Here is a 20255-nt window from a genome sequence, read left to right on the forward strand (position 1 = left end):
AGTTGACCACCAATGAGCCCTAAGCCACGCAGCGTAAGGCTCTGACCATGAACAACCCCGCGAATCCCTTGAAGATTTCTAACAGTTTGTTAGAGCTTGCCCGTCCTTATCTGTACAGGAGGGAGGGTCGTTATTCCCTAAGAGTCCGCGTGAAGGGCTCCAAGGACACCTGTACAATAGCCCTCAAGACAACGAACAGGCACACAGCATTGGCTACAGCAACACGTCTCCTAAGTACCCTTAAGACATTCCACTTGGACCGCCTGGACGCTACCAGGGAGGAACTGTGGGAGCGCCTACGGGACATCGCTGAGGGAGTCTTAGAGGCTCGCACTGAGTGGAACCCTCACGGCGGCATGGGGCTTACCTACTCGGACATTAACGACAACCTGAAGGACATTAGCCTCACAGAGCCACTCAATGTTGAGCAGGCCAAGATAGTGCCCTTTGCACAGAGGGTCATGTGGGCCGCTGAGCGCCGCGCCGAGGGTGACTTCGCGCCTATCTTGAAGATACTTGAAGAGATCAAGCGGGAAGCTGGGCATCAGACTATTAGCGTCCCTACAGAGCGTCCTGTGGGTGTGCCTGAAGCGGCTCCCGAGGTTGTGCAGGACTCTGGCGCACTGACCTTTACGAAGCTCGCTGAGCTGCACATGTCTGAGCGCGCTAATGATTGGCAACCGAACACTCAGAAGACCAAGAAGACGGGCTTTAAGACGATTGGCTCACTGCTGGGTGACTTGGACCTGCGCAAGCACACTCGTAAGGACATGACGGACCTCAAAGAACGTCTCATGGATGGTCGCAAGGTATCTACAGCCAACAAGCTGCTGATTGATCTTTCATCGGTTATGACCTGGGCAGAAGATAACGGCTACATCGATAAGAGCTACGACAAGGGCTTACTGATTCGTAAGGGCGCTGAAAGTGAGCGTGAGGCATACAGAGCGGATCAAGTGAAGGCCATTATGGAATACGCCAATGGTCTCCCGCTGAACTCCTGGCAGCGCTGGGCGCTCTCTCTTGGAGTAGTCACAGGGGCTCGTATCGGTGAGCTTCATCAGTTGACCACATCAGATGTCTTCAAAGACGGTGATCAGTTGGTCATTGATGTAAACGAGAACGAGGGTAAGACCCTAAAGAACAAATTTAGCGTCCGACAGGTTCCTGTGGTGGATGCGTTGGGCTTCGATGTGGAAGCCTTCGAGAAGTTTGCCCAGGACGCCCAAGGATCGCTCTTTACGATGTCTCTGAGCAGCTTTTCATCTCTCCTTAACGAGCGCCTGCGGGCCATCCTGATGCTTGAATCAAGTAGCGGCCAGTCCTTCCATTCGCTGCGCCACCACCTTGCGGGGGCCATGAAGGCCGTAGAGGTCAATGAGGGCACAGCTCAGGGTGTATTGGGGCACAGCTCAGGAAGTATTACGTTTGACCTCTACGGGTCTGGTAGGAGCGTGCAGGTACAACGTATGGCAGTCGCTATCAAGGTTGCGCTCGAAGAATGCTAAAAGGCGTTTGATGTATCATGTGAGGCTTTCTAAAGGGAGCTTCATGTGATGCGCTGTGGTTATGTTGGTGTTGCGGGTGCGCTGGGTCTTTTGCTCCTGGCTGGCTGTGGTAGTCACTCTTCGAATCTCCAAGTCGGCAATGAGCAGTCTTACGCGAGCCTAAAGGACCAGCGTGAGGCTGTACGCACCGTGAAGGTCTATGAGGCTATGCCTGCTGGTGCTGAACCACTGACCACTGTGTCTGCTGGACGGTGCCATAGGAGCTTCGTAGAGGAATCACCTACAGAAGCCAGTGTGTTGATTGACTTGAAGGTGGCTGCGTATGCTCAAGGCGCTGATGGAATCACAGGCGTAAAGATCACGAAAGAGTCCGGCCTTAACCGTAATTGTTGGTACGTCCTGGGAGGAACAGCCCAGGCGTTTACGCTCCGTTCTAAGGATTGATTACAGATGCAATGCCCACTGCCAGAACTCCACATGACATCCGAGCGCCTTCACGAACTGGCGCCGGTACGTACTCACTCCGACCTGATGCGTACCATCCTCAAGGGGCTCTCAGAGCTTGCACAAGGTGGTGTCATTACACGGAAGGGCGGGGCGCTCGGGGTATACTTTGCAGATCAAACGGTGATCGCAGAAGAGTACCACTATGTGGACTCGATGAATCGGGAGCGGGTCGCCCTGAAGTTCGGGTCCTGGCTGTGCCTGGCACTGGCGCTCAAGGTCTCCCGAGAGGACACGCGTTTGGTTCTCCTTCAGGCCGTTAAACGGCACCCGATCTACTGATGTGATTTAAAACACCCACTAAAAGCGCACTCAAGGAGCCCGGTCAGTCCTCCCATGGATTCACCGGGTTTTCTTTTGTGCAGATAAACGCATTTGGTGTGTTGACATGAACACGTTTGGTGCGTAGATTTATCTCACACCAAGGCGGTCCAGCAGGAAGCCTTAAATAGATAAACACATTATGTGCGATTAATAGGGTTCAGACCATGCAAGCAATCACCATCAAGTACCTGCCAGCTACCAACACCAAGGGCTCCCGCTTCAAGGCCACTGCCGCCGCTGGCTCCATCACGGTGGGCTATGACTACGGCCTTAACACTGAAGGAAACGTAAAGGCCGCTGTGAGTGCGCTTCTCGCCAAGCTGGGTTGGACAGCGGCGAATGGGTACACCGTAGGTTGGGCTGTAGGCCAGATGCCAAGCGGCGCGTGGGCTGCTGTTGCCCTGGACTCCTACTCAACGATTTAACTCAGTAAGCCACAGCCACCTTTAAGAATGCCCAGGAGGGCAAAAACCGATGACTATTTACAACCTGACCAACTTCACTTCCGCCGCAGTCGCTAACAAGATCCTGGGCGCGATGCAAGACGCCATCAAGACAGGCCTCGCGCAGTACGTGACCAACCGCAATGGCCGCTTGTGGCTTCGTGTGGACATCAAGCGGGACGACCACGGGCGCCTCTACTTCCAGTTCCTCACAGACACCATGCAGGAGGTCGGGCACCACCTCTTAAAGGCCGCTCTGTTCCACTGGGCCCGTGAGGATGAACGTGAGTTCTCAGGGCTCCACGCCGAGTTGTACCGGCTCCCACAGCATCCTCTGGATACCATTCTGGACGCCCAGGAAGCGGAGAGGGCGCGCCGAGAATTCTCATGGGGACGTAAGGTCGCTGAGTGGATTGGATACCGCTTGAACTGGCCTGGTATCGCTCTCTGACAGAGGTCTTTTACTAACGTATATGCATCAGTGCATAGAATCTGTTGCGAAAATGCATAATACTGTATGCGCAACCAGTGTTTAGGATGGAGAAACCGCATGAACACAGCAGGACAGAACCACGTATTGAGTAGGGCTCTCACGGCCTATCCATCTATGGACAAGTACCACACGGACCTTCGGGACGTTCTTGACACCATCAAGGACATGGCCGATTACGCTGAGGACCAGCACCCGATAAGCCTGGGGGATTACATCGCGGCGTCAGACTGGGCAGGTGCATTAAGCGCGATCACCCATTACGGCTGCGGGGTCTACTCGTTCCCGTACCTCTCTGAGGCGTTCTGTAAGGACCTAATGCTTGAGCTGGATTGCATGGCGTACAGCGTGAACGACGATGAACCAGAAGAGGCGCAGATTCCTGAAGTCACCTTTCTGACGGAGTGCCGCCCTCTCTTTGATTGCTTGCACAGCCTATGGGCAAACGCGGGCATCCCTTTGGCAAAGGTTCTGATGGGGCAGGACCCGAGCGTCCTCAAGACCATCCAGGCCGCTCAGTACACCGTTGAGAACACCCCAAGAGGTCACTGGCATAACGATAAAGATTCAGACGTGACGTTGGTAGTTGCTCTAACAGCAACCCATACAGGCGGCGGGACGTTAGTTCATACCGGGCCTTTCAGCGAAAACATAGTGGTCCCTCAGTTGCCTGTAGGACACGCGATGTTCTTCAACGGGAAAGCGCACAGGCACTACGGGATGCCCGTAACGAGCGGGGAAAGGAATCTGTTAGTGCATTGGAGTGAAGTTAAATGACACCGCCATTTTTTTCGTGCCTGTTAGGAATTGAATGCGTACTTGGGCAACACCCAACTAAGGGCGGCTCAAAGGTCAACAGTTACAAGGAGAGTAGCACAGTGACATCATTTGGCAACCCTGTAAGTCGTATTCGGTTTCTCGCACAGGTTCCAAGTTTCCAAGACTTTCGCCGCCGTCAATATGCTTCCAGCACCCAACGCTGTGAGTTCACATTAGGGCTCGGTCCATGCGGGCGGACTGCAACGCGCCTCGGTTATCAACTGGACAAGGACTTCCTCACGATCCTTCAAGAGTGTGCAGCTCCCGATGAGGGAAAAATCGAAGTCAAGAAGTTTATCTACTTAGTAAGCGAAATAACTGGTCGGATAGAGGTTGCTTCCGTGTAACGATTCGCCCTCGGGTTTAAACACCCACTAAAAGCAGCCCTGCTGTTCCCACCCTATGAGCCTTTAACTTAGAGACTTCTTTAAGTCCCCTCTAAGGACCCTCTACGCCCTCAATTCAGTAAATCACCCAACTAACCAACTTCCATAACTTTATTGGAGGCCCAAGTGGCCTCTAAGGGATTCTTGTGTCCGCAGAAAGCCAAACCATCCAACTAACCAAGCATGACTTTAGCGCAATCACTGATGTTTCATCCTGGGCCTATGAGACCCTTTCTAATATCTACGGCCCCGACCTTGCGGCGGCTCAGTTAAGTCTTGAGCATGAAGCCTACACGCTTGGTGAAGATCACTTTAAGAAAGTCCTTGATCGTTCTATTGATCGTAATGAGTTCGCGGACAACGCCACAGCTAAGCCTGTGCTGGCCTCACTGATTCCCCTGATGGCTAAGGCTTTCGAAGACTGGGTTGAGCATCAAGTGAATAAGGTGAAGCGAAAGAATATTGGTCTGCCTTATCTGCAATTGGTCAAGGCTGAGAACGTCGCGGCAATTACCGTCAAGACAGTTCTTAATATGGTCGCCAAAAAGGGGCCGCTGAGTGTGCAGCAGGTTTCAGTATCCCTCGGTAAGGCGGTTGAGGAAGAGGCCAGATTTGGCCGTATCCGCGAGCAGGAGGCGGAACACTTCAACAAGCGTATCCGCCCAGCACTCAACAAGCGCAACGGCCACACCTACAAAGTTAAGTTCATGGAGAAGGTCGAGGCTCACATGATGGCCGCTAATGAGCTGACCACTAAGTGGACCTCCTGGGACTCACTGGACAACTACGTCACCTTTCATATTGGCGTGAAGCTCCTGGAGCTGCTCATTGAGTCGACTCAGTTGGTCGAGATGAAGCGGGAACACGCAGGCAACGCAAAGTTAGACGGCGAGTTCATCTACCTAACCCCTGAGTGGGCCGAAAAGCTATGCAACCGTGCATATGCACTGGCCGAGATTACTCCGCGTTACCAACCAATGATCGTACCGCCACGCGAGTGGACTGGAATGATTGGTGGTGGTTACTGGGCGAAGGGCCGTAAGCCTGTGCCGTTGATTCGGGTCCGCTCAAAGAAGGCTCTACAGCGCTACAAGGACGTGTCGATGCCCGAGGTCTACAAGGCCGTGAACATCGCCCAGGCGTCCGCGTGGAAGGTGAACGCAAAGGTCCTCGAAGTCGCCAAGGAGGTGATGCAGTGGAAGCATGTTCCAATCGACAAGTTTCCTACAGCCGACAAGGAAGCCTTACCGGTCAAGCCTGCGAACATTGACGAAGACCCCGAGGTCCTCAAGGTCTGGAAGAAAGCCGCTTCGACTGTGTACCGCAAGGACCGGGCCCGAGTGAGCCGCCGTCTGTCCTATGAGTTCATCTTAGAGCAAGCCACAAAGTTCTCTGAATACGAGGCCATTTACTTCCCGTACAACCTCGACTGGCGGGGCCGTGTTTACGCCATCCCATCGTTCAATCCACAAGGCAACGACCTGACCAAGGGCCTCCTGATGGCTTCCATTGCGGAGCCTGTAGGCAAGGACGGTATTGAGTGGCTGAAGATCCACGGGGCCAACTGTGCAGGGGTCGATAAGGTCGACTTTGGGCAGCGCACGAAGTGGGTAGAGGACAACGAAGAGCTGATCCTTGAGATTGCTCGGGACCCACTGGGCCAGCCTGAGTGGACCAAGATGGATAGCCCTTTCTGCTTCCTGGCGTTCTGCTTCGAGTGGGCCGGTGTGGTTGAACACGGTGAGCTGTGGGAGTCGGCACTGCCTATCGCATTCGATGGGTCTTGCTCTGGTATTCAGCACTTCTCCGCGATGCTCAGAGACGAGCGGGGCGGTCGTGCTGTGAACTTGTTGCCTTCGGATGAGGTGCAGGACATCTACCGCTTGGTTGCTGAGGAAGTCATTGAGGCGGTCAAACGGGACATGCTTGAAGGCACGGAAGACAGCACCGAAGTGGTGACGAACAAGAAGACCGGTGAGATTACAGAACGCCGCGTGTTGGGTACTCGCTCAATGGCCGCTGGTTGGATGGGCTACGGGATCAGCCGGAAGGTGACTAAGCGTTCCGTAATGACTCTGGCGTATGGCTCCAAGGCTTTTGGGTTCACCGACCAAGTACGCGAAGACATCATCCAACCAGCTCTTGACGCTGGTGACGGTGAACAGTGGTTCCCTGATGCACAGCAATGTGCCCGGTATATGGCGAACCTCATTTGGGATTCTGTGAGCTTGGTCGTAGTTAAGGCCGTTGAGGCCATGTTGTGGCTCCAAAAGGCTGCAAAGCTGCTGGCTACTGAAGTGACCGCCACAAAGAAGACCAAGAAGAACCCCGAGCCCGAAATCCTGAAGCCTTGCATGCCTGTGTACTGGGTGACGCCTGACGGGTTCCCTGTGTGGCAGGAATACATGGTGCCTGTGCAACGCCGGGTCGACCTGATCTTCCTGGGTGCTGCTCGCTTGCGCTCAACGATCAATGTTCGGGATTCCAACGAAATCGACGGGGCCAAACAGGAATCGGGTATCTCTCCGAACTTCGTACACAGTCAGGATGGGTCCCACCTGCGCAAGACAGTCGTTAAGGCTTCCGAGTGCTACGGCGTGGAGTTCTTCGCGTTGATTCACGACAGCTTCGGGACCATCCCAGCGAAGGCCGGAGCGATGTTCAGGGCTGTGCGCGAAGCGATGGTTGAGACGTACACAGAGAACGATGTCTTGGAGGACTTCCGTCAGCAGTTCATGGAGCAACTGCACGAGAGCCAGCTTGAAAAGATGCCGCCGATTCCACAGAAGGGGACCCTTGACATCACCAAGATCCTTGAGAGCCAGTTTGCCTTTGCCTAATTGGCTTACTACTCGGTACGGATTCAAAAACACCCACTAAAAGCACAAAGAAACCTCATTGAGATTTAACCGGTCTCTCTGAGGTTTTTCTTTGTCTGTGCGATTTAAAACACCCACTAAAAGCACCACAAACCTTCCCAATATTTTAGGAGTTCTTTCCGCTATGCAATCCACTAAGACAATTGAACGCAACACCCGCACTTCCAAGCGCCGCACTGATGACGAGATGGAAGCTGTACGGGTCCGTCGCGGCAAGTTGAATAAAGTGCAGCGCCAAGCCCGCCATAACTGGGAGAGCGCAGAATGATCAACGTAAAGACCTCCTATTCGGCTCTCGATAAGAAGACCTTTTGTTTCGACACAACGTTGACTATTGAGGATGCGTCTAAGACTACCCGGCAATTGGTAGATAAGCGCGAATTGCGCTCCCTTCGTTTCATTACGGCAACTACGGACGCAAAGCGCTGCTATCAGTACGCGAAGTTTCTCAACGACACCGTAGAGATGCGAGTGCGCCGAGCGTTCGCAACGACCTTCACGAAAGTCCAAATGCTGACCGGCAAGGAAGCTAATTAATGAGCAAGGTTCAAAGTGTAATCCTCGAAACCAGCCCGCACCGACCAGTCAACTTCAATACGAAAGCCGTCACTAAGGTTCTTGATGAGACCTATTTGATTGCTGATGTTAAAGAGGATGGTGTCCGTTTGAACCTTTGTGTTGAGCCTTTTGGTTCTGTGCATCGAGTCCATTGGTTGAGCCGGGAAGGTAAAGAGTTTCCTGCGTTTAATGATCAGCTTCCTTTAGCTCTTGACCCTCGTTGGTCAAAGTTCTTCGAGTTAGACGAGGCTTTGTTCTCTGAAGGGTTCATGCTGGACGCTGAGCTGCGTATTGATGACCTACCGTGTAAAGACATCGCCGGGACTCTTCGCCGTCACCAGCCTATCGACCTGAGTCGCCTGAAAGTAATCGTGTTCGGCATTGTGCCAATGTCTGTGGTCCGTTCGGGCCAAGACTATGACGTGACCCACAGTGTCATGAAGTACCACATTGAGTACCAAGTGAAGTTGCTGCAAGAGCGCTTCCCTGAGATTGCTTGGTCGGTTATTGAGTCCATGGACTGCTTCAGCATGCAAGAGGTTGACGCTTTTTATGAGTCCGTCCGTGAGCGGAAGTTAGAAGGTGTGGTGCTTAAAGACCCTAACGGTATCTGGAAGCGCTCTAAGCAATCCGGTATGTGGAAGATGGTTCCCGATGACAACGAAGACGGAAAGGTTGTGGGTCTCGTTTGGGGCACTCCTGGGCTGGCTAATGAAGGAAAGGTGATTGGCTTCGAGGTTCTCCTTGAATCCGGCCATGTTGTGAATGCCTGCAAGATCAGCAAGGCACTTATGGAAGAGTTCACGGCCAAGGTTAAGGAACATCAAGAGGAACGCTCGTATACCGACTACCTGAACCCCTACCACGGCCACACAGTCCGCGTCACGTTCATGGAGCGATATCCGGACGGTTCTTTGCGTCACCCATCTTTCGATTCTTTCCGTGGCATCTCTGAGCCAACTATTAAGGAGTAACCAATGAAGTCAGCTCTTATTGTTTTCGGCGTGGTTTCGGTAATCGGTCTCGCAGCTTGGTACGAAGTAACACTTTGGCAGGAGTGCCGTGTAGATCACTCGTGGTTCTACTGTCTCCGTGTCCTCTCTCATTAAGGAGTAATGCATGACCCTTCTGCAACTGTTTTTCCCTATCGTCACCGCCGCCCTTTCCGTGGCCTGCTTCGCCTGCTGGAAAACTAACAAACCACTTCGTGAGAAGGCTAAGGAAGAGGCGCGCATAGTTGCCGAAAAGGCCGCTAAGGAAGTCGCTGAGGGGCGCGAGAAGGATCGCCGCAACAACTTCCGAAAGGAACTGTATAGCGACCTTGAACAGATCATTGCGACCCCTGACATGTTGGTAGACCGTCGATACGGCCACCGTGAGCCGCTGGGGCACTATCGCTGGAAGAATCTTGCTGAGTTCATTCTGAGAGTCAATCGCCTCAAGGATCAAAGCGAAACTATTGCGTACCTTGACCAGAGAATCTTAAAGCAATCTGCTCTGATACGGGACATGCAGTTGAATCAGCGGGACATCATGAAGGCTCTGCAAATGGGCAACCCAGTGGAGTAACTAATGGAAGAGCACGAAAAGTTTATTCGTGAACATCTTGTGGCTTTACAGCGTGAGTACATGGAGCGGGCTAAGCCTTGGGTGGACCAGTTGGTTCAGATAGAAAGCATGAAGCCTGTCCGTTACCTGCTCACTCTTGAACAAGCTGCTGCAATGGGGATTTACCCGAAACTCTAATAATTCTCTAAACCATATTTAATGGAGGACTCCTATGTCTCGCTCCACGCCTGCGTTCGCCTATCGTTTGGCGCAGTCCGCAAATGATCGTGCATATAACGCTGCACTATTTACTTCTCAGCGCTCCCAACGCCATACATCGACACCGAAGCCTAAAGAGGCTCTGTGGGTTCGCATAAAGAATCGTCTGTTGGACATCTGGCAGAAAGTAAAGGAATACGTGAATGACTGACCTCCTGTGTCTTAACAGTATTCGAGGGAAGTCCGGTAAGGATACTTTGATTAGTCTGTTGGAATCTGAGGGCCGCAAAGTTTTTCGTGTGGCTTTTGCGGATGTCCTTAAACGAATGTGCGCCGAAGAACTGGCCGGTCGCCGTAAAGGGCTGGCGGTCATGTTTGAACGTGACATGCACAGTTCTGCTAAGGACAAGCCGTGCCCAGGTATGGCCATCGAAGAGCTGGAGCGTTCCGCTTATACGGATTTCCTGAAGTCCCGTATGGAGAGTCGTGAAGACTTTCAAAAGCCTCGCTCTTTACGCTGGCACTTGCAGACCTTCGGGACTCAATACCACCGTGAGTTCCTCGGTAAGCCTAACGTCTGGTTTGACTTGGGCATGATCGAAGTTCGCAAGGCACTCGAAGTCGGTACTTACGACCATGTTGTGGTTACTGACATGCGAATGATCAACGAATACGAAGGGCTGCTTTATGCGCCTTCCGTTAAGACAATCCGAATAGTCCGCGATTGGTTCATTCCAGGCGTAGACGATCAGCCTTATCACATCTCCGACATTGCACTAATGGCCCATCCCTTCGACGCCCTTGTGGTGAATCGACTGGGCGAGCCGTGGGCGATGTTGGATCAACTCAAAGAACAAGGAGTAATCAAATAGTGGAACTTGCGCATAAGACCTTTAAGGCAACAGTAGAAATTGACGATCACGTAGACGAAGTAACTATCTACGCGGTCAGTATGGACGCTGCATGGGCATCTGCTGAGGCCCGTTTTAGCAGTGGTGCCCGTGTAACTCGTATCCGTCCTATGGTCGCTCCGAATGTGGATCGCTTTGGGGTGACTCTGTGAACCTCTCACAGGGCAACGGTCGGGCAAAGCCTGACGGCTTCCTGCACCTGAACAACTTCAGCCATGTCCGGCAGTCGGGCCTTGCTGGTGTTCTCTATGAACGCCTAATGACCGTAAAGCAACAGGAGCTGGTCGAGCTGACTTTGTTGGAGCTTGCGGGTGCCGAAAGTCATGCACACTTCAGACATGACGTATGGAGATTCAAAAAGTCGTTCTTGAAGGAACACTTTGTCCATGTGGTCTATTCGGTATATCGCTCGGTGCGTAAGTCGCCAGCACAAGAAATCTCCATGGCTATTAGTCGTGAAGAACTGCAAAGCGAATCCCGCAAGGTTATTCAACCGAGCTTCTCGTAAGTTTTAAACACCCACTTAAAGCACACGGACTATTCACTTGAGACTTAAATGTCTTGAGCGGACTCCTGCGCCTTCAATTCAGACACAACAAGGAGACCCATAACTATGGCAGGTCCACGTAAAGAAATTCTCACCACTCCTAAAGGGATCGCGGAACCGTACTGCGCCCTTCAAAAGCCGGACTACGGCAATCCAGAAAAGGGCTTCGGCAATCCCCGTGGTCTCTGGAAGGTTGACCACACCGTTCCTTCCCGTGAGGCTCAGCCCCTGATCGACAAGATCGTTCAGGCGCACGAAGCCAACTATAAGAAGCTCTTGGCCGAACACGAAAAGAACCCACCAGCGGTTCCTCGCGGTAAGAAGCCTCTGCTGCCCTACGAGGGCGATATGCCTTTCGTGGATAACGGCGACGGCACTGTGACCTTCAAGATCAAGGGTTACGCCTCGTACATCGACAAGAACACCCAGGAGAACAAAGCGATTCCCCTGAAGGTGGTCGATTCCAAAGGTAAGCGCATCGACAACGTACCGGCCATTGCTGGCGGCTCTGAGTTGAAAGTGAAGTTCACTCTGTTCCCGTATGGCTGGACCGCTGTGGCCGGTGCTTCCGTGAAGCTGCAAATCGACAGTGTAATGCTGCTGAACCTGAAAGAGTTCGAGGGCGGCAACGACTGGGCTGATGATGTGGAAGAGGGCGGCTACTCCGCTGATGATTCCGGCGAATGGGAAGAGGGCGAAGAGTCCGGCTCTCGCGGTCACGCTGACGAGGAAATCCCAGACAACGACGGCGACTTCTAACCGTGGCCGCATTAGGCCGCTACGCCGGACCCCGAAGGGCTGCAAGTTCCTTTCGGTCAGGTCTGGAAGAGAAGAATAGCGAACTGATGGACAAGCACGGTATCCCTTACACCTTTGAGCAGCATTGGATTAACTACACGATCCCTGCACGAGTCGCTAAGTATCTCCCGGACTTCATCCTGGGGAACGGCATCATCATTGAGTGTAAGGGCATATGGGAAGTTGAAGACCGCAAAAAGCATCTGCTACTGCGAGAACAATATCCTCAGCTTGATATTCGATTGGTCTTCTCATCGAGCAAGGCGAAGCTCTATAAGGGCTCACCCACAACTTACGGGGCGTGGTGTGAGAAACACAATATTCAATTCGCAGACAAGCTGGTCCCACTGGCTTGGATGAAGGAGAAGAAAAAGCAGATTCCTGACGGAATTCTGAAAGAGAAAGGAGCGTAACTAATGGCTCGTGTCCAATTCAAACAGCGGGAGGTGACAAACCTTATCGTTCTTCATTGCGCGGCTACACGTCCTTCTATGGACATTGGCTTGCGTGAGATTCGTCAGTGGCATGTACAGCAAGGCTGGCTTGACGTTGGCTATCACTACATCATCCGTAGAGATGGCACCGTGGAAATCGGCCGTCCTCACGATGTCGTAGGGTCCCACGTTAAAGGGCACAACTCAGAGTCTGTTGGAGTGTGTCTTGTAGGAGGCGTTGACGACAAGTTGAAGCCTCAGAACAACTTCACGGATGCTCAATGGAAAGCCCTGGACCTTTTGGTATGGGAAACCCTTGTGCCGCTGTATCCGAACGCCACTCTTAAAGGCCATAGAGACCTCGACTCTGGCAAAGCCTGCCCGTCCTTTGACGTGGCTGAATGGGCATTTAAGAGAACCCCTGCGTAATACCCATCAAGCAACTGTAAGGCGGGCCTAATGGGTTCGCTTTAACAGCAATTTCACCTCTTAACTTAGGAGGATTACTTATGTCTGTTAATCGGGCAACTATGCAAGGGGCTTTTGACCTATGTGAATTGTTCCAGAAAGAAGGCGTCCCCAGCATTATCGCAGGTGGTGCAGCCCGTGATATTTACTTTGGGGTCACTCCTAAAGATGTCGACGTGATTATCTGCTGCGATGACAAACTGTATGCCTCATCGCTTCTTGAAAAGGCAGGGGTCGCGCACTCTGTCATTCACTTCTACAACGAGTCTTCTTCCGATCGAATCATCGGTGTCTTCAAGATCGAAGGCACGAACATCGATGTTTGCCTTTACGACTGCACTGATGTCGGCGAAGCGGTTGACGCTTTCGACTTCAACCTGAACCAGTTCGTTATCTCAGGGATTCATCACGGGATCGACGGGGCACATGTTCGTTTTGTCGGGCAGACCCACTGGTCCACTTTGGCGGCTGTCCGTAAAGACTACTCGCTGAAGCGCCTGGAGAAGATGCAGGCCAAGTTTGTGGACCTCCGCAATCGTAGGGCAACCGGGGAAGCCCTGGAGGTTCCTGTAGGCGGTGTTAATGGACCGTTCTGAGGACCTACCGGAAAGCGAACTGCTCTACAAAGGTCCTTGCACGAACGTTGAAGAGTGTTCATCCAGCGATGGCATGGCGACTTACTCAGACGGCCATACCTTTTGCTTCGTGTGCAATCACCACACCCCAGGCGATGGCTCAGAGGGTCACAGGACCCGAGCGAACACCTTGCGTGCCAACGGCACAATGGCGATGGGAGAACACCAAGGCCGCTTTCAGGATTTGCCTAAGCGTGGCCTGCAACAGGCCATCTGCAAACAGTACGGATACTGGGTAGGCAAGACCCACAGTGGCAAGAACATTCAAGTCGCTGACTACCGTGACGAACATGGGAACTTGGTAGGTCAGAAGGTCCGCGATGCAGACAAGAACTTCTCATCTACGGGCAAGCATGGAGCTGACTGCCTCTTCGGCAAGCATCTGTGGTCTGGAGGCAAGAAGATCATCATCACGGAAGGTGAGATTGACTGTCTGACCGTGGCCCAATTGCAGGGCGGGAAGTATCCCGTGGTGTCCCTTCCTACAGGCGCTCCGAGTGCCCGTAAGGCCTGCGCTAAGAACTACGAGTATCTCGATACGTTCGACGAAATCATCCTCATGTTTGACATGGATGACGTTGGCCGTGCAGCGGCAATGGATGCTGCTGAGGTTCTGCCAGCGGGCAAGGTGAAGATCGCCGTACTGCCCATGAAAGACCCGAACGAATGCGTTATGAACGGCCAAGCGAAAGCCATCATGGATGCAATGTGGAACGCCGCGCCTTTCGTTCCCGATGGCGTGGTCTCCGCGAAGTCCCTGAAGTCCCGCATTAAGAACAAGCAAGACATCCCGAGGATTCCCTTGGCGGGTCCTGCTGAACTGCGCCGTATGACCAAGGATGCACGGGCCGGTGAGCTGCTTATGGTGACTTCCGGGTCAGGCATGGGTAAGTCCACCTTTGTGCGCCAGAACGTCTATAGCTGGTTCCAGCAACACGGCCTCGAAGTAGGCGTTGCGATGCTTGAAGAGTCCGTTGAGGAAACCGTTGAGGACCTCGTGGGCTTGCACATGCGCCGTCGCTATCGACAGAACCCTGACGGCACCACAGAGGAAGAGTTTGACGCTGCCTTTGACGCCATCTTTGAGACGGACAAGCTGTTTCTCTATGACTCCTTTGCGGAATCCGTAGAAGACCGCTTGATGTCCAAGCTGCACTTTATGGTGAAGGGGCAGGGCTGCAAGGTGATCGTGCTGGACCACATCTCTATCGTGGTTTCGGGCATGGATGACAACGGCGACGAGCGGAAGACCATTGACCGCTTGATGACCAAGCTGAAGACCTTCGCCAAAACCAACGACATCCTCATGGTCGTTATCTGCCACCTGAAGAACCCCGAGAAAGGGAAGGCCCACGAAGAAGGCCGTCAGGTTTCCATTACGGACCTTCGCGGTTCCGGCTCTCTACGTCAGCTCAGCGACACCATCATTGCCATGGAGCGTAACCAGCAAGGGGACAACCCGAACGTGGTCACGATCAGGGTCCTGAAGTGCCGCTTTACGGGTGACACAGGTGTGGCCGGATATCTGGTTTACAACAAGGAAACCGGGTGGTTGGACGAGATGCCCGATGGCTGGAAACCGGACAGTGATGACGACTGGAAGGACGACATACCGAAAGAACCAAACCCCGACTTTTAACCCACTCAAGGAGAAACCCTATGACCATTATCAAACTGTACAAATTCGCTCTGAAGAAACTGGCCGCTGCAATGACCAAGGCCGCAAACGCCAAGAAGGCTCAAGCCGACTTCCTCGTTAAGGCCAGCGCAAAGGCGGCTGCTGAAGCCCTCGAAGCTGCCAAGGAGAGTAAGCGCCTGACTGAAGAAGCCGCCAAGGTTTCCGCTCTGATCTAAGAGTGACTCAAGGGTCTCCGCTTTGGGGACCCTTCGTTCAACCTTAATTCGAACACCCAACCAGTCACCAATTCCTTTGGAGGATTCACTGTGGACAATCAAAAAGTACGCGCCCACCTGCGCAAAGGTGAAATTGCTGTAAAGCTGCTGGAATCGCTGGGTTACTCCTACGACGAATCGAAAGTCCACCTTCAGCGAGAGCCTCGTTGGGTCGCCCCGGCGAAGAGTGAGCTGGAGTTGTTCAAAGAGCAGCTTCACGAGCTTCTTACGCCTCCTGAGAAGCGCACCAGTCCTGTACGTGATGGGGCTTCGTTCACTGTGACTTCCCTGCCTCCTGGGCACTACCTGAACGCATACATGTATCGCCGGTATGTGTTCTCCGTAGAGTCCTCGGAATGGATCGCGCCGGGTTCTGAAAAATCCGAAAAGTTGAAGGGGTTTTCCGGCTGGGCAGTTCACTTTGAGATGCGCGGTACGGCCCGTAAGCAAGGCCTGTGGTTGCCGCTGAGCTGCATCAAGGTAACGCCTAATGCTGACTTCTGACATTGAGACAGACGGGCTCCTTGAGAACGTCAGCAAGTTTCACTGTGGGGTCAGCAAGGATTATTTCACTGGTGAGGTCTTCGAGTTCGGCCCTGACCAGCTCAAGGAATACATCGCCCAGCTCGAAGCGGAAGCGGCCAAACCGGATGGCCTTGTGGTCTTCCATAACGGGATCAAATACGACATCCCGGTCCTCGACAAGCTGAAGCGTCAGTACTTCGGTAAACGCCTCAACATCCCCCGCAAGAAGGTCATGGACACCCTTGTCCTGTCCCGACTGATCCACGCGAATCTTAGAGACACAGACGGTGGCCTTCTGCGTACTGGGCGACTCCCAGGCAATCGCTTTGGGTCGCATGCGTTGGAAGCCTGGGGTTATCGCTTAGGCGAGATGAAAGGGGAATACACGACCGACTTTAAGGCCCAGTGCCTTGCAGATGGCACCGTTTACACGCCGGGTCTCGAATGGAAGAACTGGTCAAAGGCCATGCAGGACTACTGCGTTCAGGACGTTGTAGTCACGACCAAGCTCGTTACCAAGTTGATGTCAGACCCGTACTACTTCCCCAGTGGGCTTGCTCCTAATGGCGAACACTGGATGCAGTCAATCCGTGCGGTTCACCTTGAGCATGACACTGCGTGGACTCTGGCTCAGATGGAGCGCAACGGTTTCCCGTTCGACTCTGACGGGGCTGAAAGGCTCTACGCTGATCTTGCAGGCCAGCGCTCTGACCTCTTGGTGAAGCTCATTAAGACGTTTGGCTCTTGGTATCAACCCAAGGGCGGCAATGAGCTGTTCGTAAACCCCAAGACAGGTAAGGCCATTGAGAAGTGGTCTGACGGTCGCCCAATGCCTCGGGTCAAGTACCCAAAGGTCGGCGGTGTTTACCTCAAGGACGGCAAGAAGAAGGACACACGGGAGACCTTTGCGGGTGCCCCATACACGCCTGTCGAGTTCGTAACGTTCAATCCGGCATCCGGCGCGCACCTAATCAAGGTCCTCAAAGACGCCGGATGGGAACCGACTGAGTTCACAGACAAGGGCGCCCCAAAGGTTGACGACGAGACCCTTGAAGGCGTGACCGTTGCTGACTCGGACGCCCAAGCCTGCATCGCCCTGGTGCGTGACTACCTGATGATCCAAAAGAGAATCGGGATGTTGGCCGAAGGTGATAACGCATGGATGCGACTGGTCCATTCGGACGGCTCAATGCACGGCTCTATCAACCCCAACGGGGCTGTAACAGGTCGAGCAACTCACAGCTACCCGAACATGGGCCAGGTCCCCAGCGCCAAGAGTCCTTATGGGCCGGAATGTCGTGCCTTGTTTGGTGCGGTCTTCGCTCAGAAACGCTTTAAGGGCTGGGAGAACTGCGTGCAGGTTGGCGTGGATGCTTCCGGTCTTGAGCTGCGTTGCCTGGGGCACTTCGGCGCCAAGTTTGACGATGGTGCGTATGCCGATCAGGTGCTTAACGGTGACGTGCATTGGGCTAACGGTGTGGCTGCTGGCATCTGTCAGGCGACCATCCGCGACAAGTCCAATCACGACCACGACCGTTGGCGGGACATGGCGAAGACCTTTATCTATGCGTTTCTGTATGGAGCGGGTGACGCCAAGATCGGATCAATCGTTGGGGGCGGTGCGAAACGCGGTAAAGAGCTGAAGAAAGCCTTCTTGGAAGGTACGCCCGTTATCAAGTCTCTCCGCGAAGCCCTTGAAGAATCCCTAATCTCAGACCAGAAGTGGAACCAAGCCCTTCGCAAGTTTGACATCAAGTGGAAGCGCCGTTGGATTAAGGGTCTGGATGGCCGAAAGATTCACGTCCGCTCACCTCACAGTGCCCTAAACACGCTCCTTCAGTCGGCCGGCGCGCTCATCTGCAAGGCGTGGGTCGTGGAAACCGAAAGGCTCCTTATGGAAGAACACGGCCTTGTCCACGGATGGGACGGCGACTTCTGCTTCATGGCATGGGTCCACGACGAATTGCAGATTGCTGCACGTACCCAAGAGATTGGGGAAGTCTGTGTGGCCGCTGCTCAGCAAGCTATTCGCAATGTAGGCGAGTCCTTCGGGTTCCGCTGTGTCCTCGATACAGAAGGAAAGATCGGGCCGACTTGGCGCGAATGTCACTAACCAATAATCAAGGAGGTCTCTATGGCCGTAACTCTGAATCTTCAACACACCTTTTCGACCCGTGTTGTTTTCCGCACTGAAGAAATTGCATCGCTTCGGGCCAACTTGGAACGGTACAACAAGCATCGTCAAGAGTTCGCTAAGCAGCTTCTGGCAATGTCCGACGAGGATATGGTGTTCACTCTTTTTAGTGATGCGTTTAAGGATATTCGTCAAGGCATTCTGAGCGAGTTGAAGGATGCGGGTGTAACTCGCATGAGCCCCGTTCAGACCAAGAAGGTTAAGTAATGGGTGAATACATTCGGATGCTCTACGCAATCAAAAAGGAAGCCCGCACGTTCCAATCTGACTTCTACCGAAAGAATGCCCACGGCGTCTCTGAGGCAGCATCGCGGGGCCACATCTCGTGTGTGTCCACTGACGGACGAAACATGGGCGTCTGGTCGCTGACGACAGCGGGTCAACTGTTCCTCAAGAAACACGGAGGTGCTGTATGACCCTACCTAATGTTGGTTTTCCTCCAATGTACAAGGAGCCAGTTCGTACAGCTTCAGAGGTCGAAGCACTTATAGCTCAGTTGAAGCTGGATAACGAAAGGCTGCGCCGAGAAAACACGCGGTTACGTGAACAAGTCTCTAACGCTGGATGGGAGGCATCCGCACTTCACGCTGCTGCTACAGGTGGCTGGCAATGACCGCTCGTATCGGGGTGGCTCTCGACATGGACTTCCTGATCTTCGAGGCAATGACCGTAAGCGAGCGCGAGCAGGATTGGGGTGATGACATTTGGTCCCTTGAGTGCGACCACGCGAAAGCTCGGGGCATCCTGGGCGGGACCATTAAGTCCATCTTGGTGGACATCGAAGCGGACATCCGCAAGAAGAACAAGAAGCCCTTTGAGCTGGTGCCGCTGTGCATCATCTCGGGCTCTGACAACTTCCGTAAGGAGGTCTTGCCGACCTACAAAGCGAACCGTAAAGGCAAGCGTAAGCCTGTGGGCTACCCGGCGTTTGTCGAGGCCTGCATGCAGCACTACGGTGACAACGCGTTCCGCTGGGATGGCGTTGAGGGTGATGACGTTTGCGGGATATTGATGACTAACCCGGCCCTGGCTGGCTGTGTCGCTGTGGTCTCCGCAAGTTGCGACAAGGACTTCAACACGGTCCCCGGTATGTTCATGTGGCTTACTAAGGGCAAGATGATGCGCAACAGTGAAGCCCAGGCGGATCGTTATCACATGTACCAGACCCTCATAGGCGACGTGACAGATGGCTACTCTGGCATTCCCGGTGTAGGTCCTGTGGTCGCTGAAGAGTTCTTGGATTCCCCGCTGTTCTTCTACGAGGCCTCAAAGGTCATGAAGTCCGGCCCACGGAAGGGTGAAGAGGTTAACTACTGGGCTTCCCGTGCCCCCACCGAGACGGAAACGCTGTGGGACTGCATGGTCTCGTTAGCTGCATCAAAGGACATGACTGAGGCTGAGCTTTTGCAACAGGCCCAGGTCGCTCGAATCCTGCGCTGGTCTGACTGGGACCACGAGAACAAGAAGCCGATCTTATGGAAACCGTAGAGGTGTTCTTTACGGGCCTCACTTTCGGCGTGTTGCTCGGCGTGTTTCTGATTCGACTTTAAAGCACCCACTATAACCATAGGAGACTGAAAGTTTCTGTCTTCTTAAAGGCATCTTTTCGTCTCCGATAAGGAGGTGTAACTCTTGTGTTAAATGATATTCAAGCGGTAATCAGTGATCCTGAAAACATCCCCGATATTCCGAATGCTTCCGCGCAATACCTTAACGTCCGCTGCAATGCTTCTTATCTAATCCGTACTGGTGTACTTGAGGACCTCCGTAAGGCGGGTTACTCCGAGTCATTCATTGGCGGGTTCCTTGAGGGCATGACTGCTGTCACTGAGATTATCGAATTGATGCAGGAGCAGCGGAACACTCCAACCGAAGAAGACTGACAGGAGGTTCTATGTGCTTCTCAGCAAAAGCCAAACAGCCAAAGGTCGACCCGTCAACTATCGCTGCCCCAGCCCCCGTAATGGAAGAGCCACCTAAAGGTGTCGAGTTTGGTGATGGGAGCGATGGTGATAAGTCGGAAACAACCGATGGCATTAAAGACTTGAAGGTCAAAAAGGAAGAGCAGGGTGATGGTACTCCAGCCGCTGCTGTCGCAAAGGACACCGGACTTGCCAAGAAGGCATCTTCAAGTTCATCCGTTAAACGAGCCCTTAAACGAGGTTAATAACT

Annotated in this window: 24 protein-coding genes; all 24 read left to right on the forward strand. The window is 53.4% G+C overall.

All coding sequences use genetic code 11. The features are described from left to right. The first annotated feature begins 254 nt into the window (after positions 1–254). The 24 genes from P3S72_RS13135 (at position 255) to P3S72_RS13250 (ending at position 20250) form a co-directional block, all read left to right on the forward strand. Positions 255–1508, forward strand: a complete 1254-nt coding sequence (locus P3S72_RS13135) for a tyrosine-type recombinase/integrase (protein ID WP_276197659.1) — start codon at positions 255–257, stop codon at positions 1506–1508. 450 nt (positions 1509–1958) lie between these two features. Then, positions 1959–2294, forward strand: a complete 336-nt coding sequence (locus P3S72_RS13140; RefSeq protein ID WP_276197660.1) for a hypothetical protein — start codon at positions 1959–1961, stop codon at positions 2292–2294. Positions 2295–2500: 206 nt separating this feature from the next. Further along, a complete protein-coding gene (locus tag P3S72_RS13145; protein ID WP_276197661.1) occupies positions 2501–2761 on the forward strand; it encodes a hypothetical protein in 261 nt (86 codons plus the stop codon). 49 nt (positions 2762–2810) lie between these two features. After that, positions 2811–3230, forward strand: coding sequence for a hypothetical protein (locus P3S72_RS13150; RefSeq protein WP_276197662.1), 420 nt, complete (start codon positions 2811–2813; stop codon positions 3228–3230). A 99-nt stretch (positions 3231–3329) separates the two neighbouring features. Further along, positions 3330–4046, forward strand: coding sequence for a hypothetical protein (locus P3S72_RS13155; protein WP_276197663.1), 717 nt, complete (start codon positions 3330–3332; stop codon positions 4044–4046). A 574-nt stretch (positions 4047–4620) separates the two neighbouring features. Further along, positions 4621–7314 (forward strand): DNA-directed RNA polymerase, encoded by a 2694-nt coding sequence (locus tag P3S72_RS13160; RefSeq protein WP_276197664.1) that lies wholly within the window; start codon positions 4621–4623, stop codon positions 7312–7314. Positions 7315–7617: 303 nt separating this feature from the next. Next, entirely contained in the window at positions 7618–7890 is a 273-nt protein-coding gene (locus P3S72_RS13165) for a hypothetical protein (RefSeq protein WP_276197665.1), read from the forward strand. Further along, a complete protein-coding gene (locus P3S72_RS13170) occupies positions 7890–8885 on the forward strand; it encodes a hypothetical protein (RefSeq protein WP_276197666.1) in 996 nt (331 codons plus the stop codon). The genes P3S72_RS13165 and P3S72_RS13170 overlap by 1 nt, the downstream gene beginning before the upstream one ends. Positions 8886–9030: 145 nt before the next feature. Continuing rightward, positions 9031–9480, forward strand: a complete 450-nt coding sequence (locus P3S72_RS13175; RefSeq protein WP_276197667.1) for a hypothetical protein — start codon at positions 9031–9033, stop codon at positions 9478–9480. 3 nt (positions 9481–9483) lie between these two features. Further along, a complete protein-coding gene (locus P3S72_RS13180) occupies positions 9484–9657 on the forward strand; it encodes a hypothetical protein (RefSeq protein ID WP_276197668.1) in 174 nt (57 codons plus the stop codon). A 224-nt stretch (positions 9658–9881) separates the two neighbouring features. Next, positions 9882–10550 carry a hypothetical protein gene (locus P3S72_RS13185; RefSeq protein WP_276197670.1) on the forward strand — a complete coding sequence of 223 codons (669 nt, stop codon included), beginning with the start codon at positions 9882–9884 and terminating at the stop codon, positions 10548–10550. 187 nt (positions 10551–10737) lie between these two features. Further along, positions 10738–11097, forward strand: coding sequence for a hypothetical protein (locus P3S72_RS13190; protein ID WP_276197671.1), 360 nt, complete (start codon positions 10738–10740; stop codon positions 11095–11097). Between the two features lie 105 nt (positions 11098–11202). After that, positions 11203–11895, forward strand: a complete 693-nt coding sequence (locus P3S72_RS13195) for a DUF2815 family protein (RefSeq protein WP_276197672.1) — start codon at positions 11203–11205, stop codon at positions 11893–11895. A 2-nt stretch (positions 11896–11897) separates the two neighbouring features. Further along, on the forward strand, positions 11898–12347 hold the full coding sequence (locus P3S72_RS13200; protein WP_276197673.1) for an endodeoxyribonuclease: 450 nt from the start codon (positions 11898–11900) through the stop codon (positions 12345–12347). A gap of 3 nt (positions 12348–12350) precedes the next feature. Beyond that, positions 12351–12797, forward strand: a complete 447-nt coding sequence (locus tag P3S72_RS13205) for an N-acetylmuramoyl-L-alanine amidase (RefSeq protein ID WP_276197674.1) — start codon at positions 12351–12353, stop codon at positions 12795–12797. Between the two features lie 80 nt (positions 12798–12877). After that, entirely contained in the window at positions 12878–13432 is a 555-nt protein-coding gene (locus P3S72_RS13210; protein ID WP_276197675.1) for a hypothetical protein, read from the forward strand. Continuing rightward, the gene (locus tag P3S72_RS13215; protein WP_276197676.1) at positions 13419–15110 is read left to right on the forward strand and encodes a DnaB-like helicase C-terminal domain-containing protein; all 1692 of its coding nucleotides are present in this window, start codon (positions 13419–13421) and stop codon (positions 15108–15110) included. The genes P3S72_RS13210 and P3S72_RS13215 overlap by 14 nt, the downstream gene beginning before the upstream one ends. Positions 15111–15130: 20 nt before the next feature. Further along, the gene (locus P3S72_RS13220) at positions 15131–15325 is read left to right on the forward strand and encodes a hypothetical protein (RefSeq protein WP_276197677.1); all 195 of its coding nucleotides are present in this window, start codon (positions 15131–15133) and stop codon (positions 15323–15325) included. A gap of 90 nt (positions 15326–15415) precedes the next feature. After that, entirely contained in the window at positions 15416–15868 is a 453-nt protein-coding gene (locus P3S72_RS13225; RefSeq protein ID WP_276197678.1) for a hypothetical protein, read from the forward strand. Continuing rightward, on the forward strand, positions 15855–18002 hold the full coding sequence (locus tag P3S72_RS13230; RefSeq protein ID WP_276197679.1) for a DNA polymerase: 2148 nt from the start codon (positions 15855–15857) through the stop codon (positions 18000–18002). Before P3S72_RS13225 ends, P3S72_RS13230 begins: the two co-directional genes overlap by 14 nt. 21 nt (positions 18003–18023) lie before the next feature. Continuing rightward, on the forward strand, positions 18024–18290 hold the full coding sequence (locus P3S72_RS13235) for a hypothetical protein (protein ID WP_276197680.1): 267 nt from the start codon (positions 18024–18026) through the stop codon (positions 18288–18290). A gap of 402 nt (positions 18291–18692) precedes the next feature. Then, positions 18693–19571: a hypothetical protein gene (locus tag P3S72_RS13240; RefSeq protein ID WP_276197681.1), complete on the forward strand. Its 879-nt coding sequence runs from the start codon at positions 18693–18695 to the stop codon at positions 19569–19571. Between the two features lie 146 nt (positions 19572–19717). Next, entirely contained in the window at positions 19718–19966 is a 249-nt protein-coding gene (locus P3S72_RS13245; protein WP_276197682.1) for a phage protein, read from the forward strand. Between the two features lie 11 nt (positions 19967–19977). After that, a complete protein-coding gene (locus tag P3S72_RS13250) occupies positions 19978–20250 on the forward strand; it encodes a DUF5476 domain-containing protein (RefSeq protein ID WP_276197683.1) in 273 nt (90 codons plus the stop codon). Positions 20251–20255 lie beyond the last annotated feature (5 nt).

It is taken from the genome of Pseudomonas sp. D3 (assembly GCF_029320995.1).
Classification (GTDB): Bacteria; Pseudomonadota; Gammaproteobacteria; order Pseudomonadales; family Pseudomonadaceae; genus Aquipseudomonas; species Aquipseudomonas paraveronii.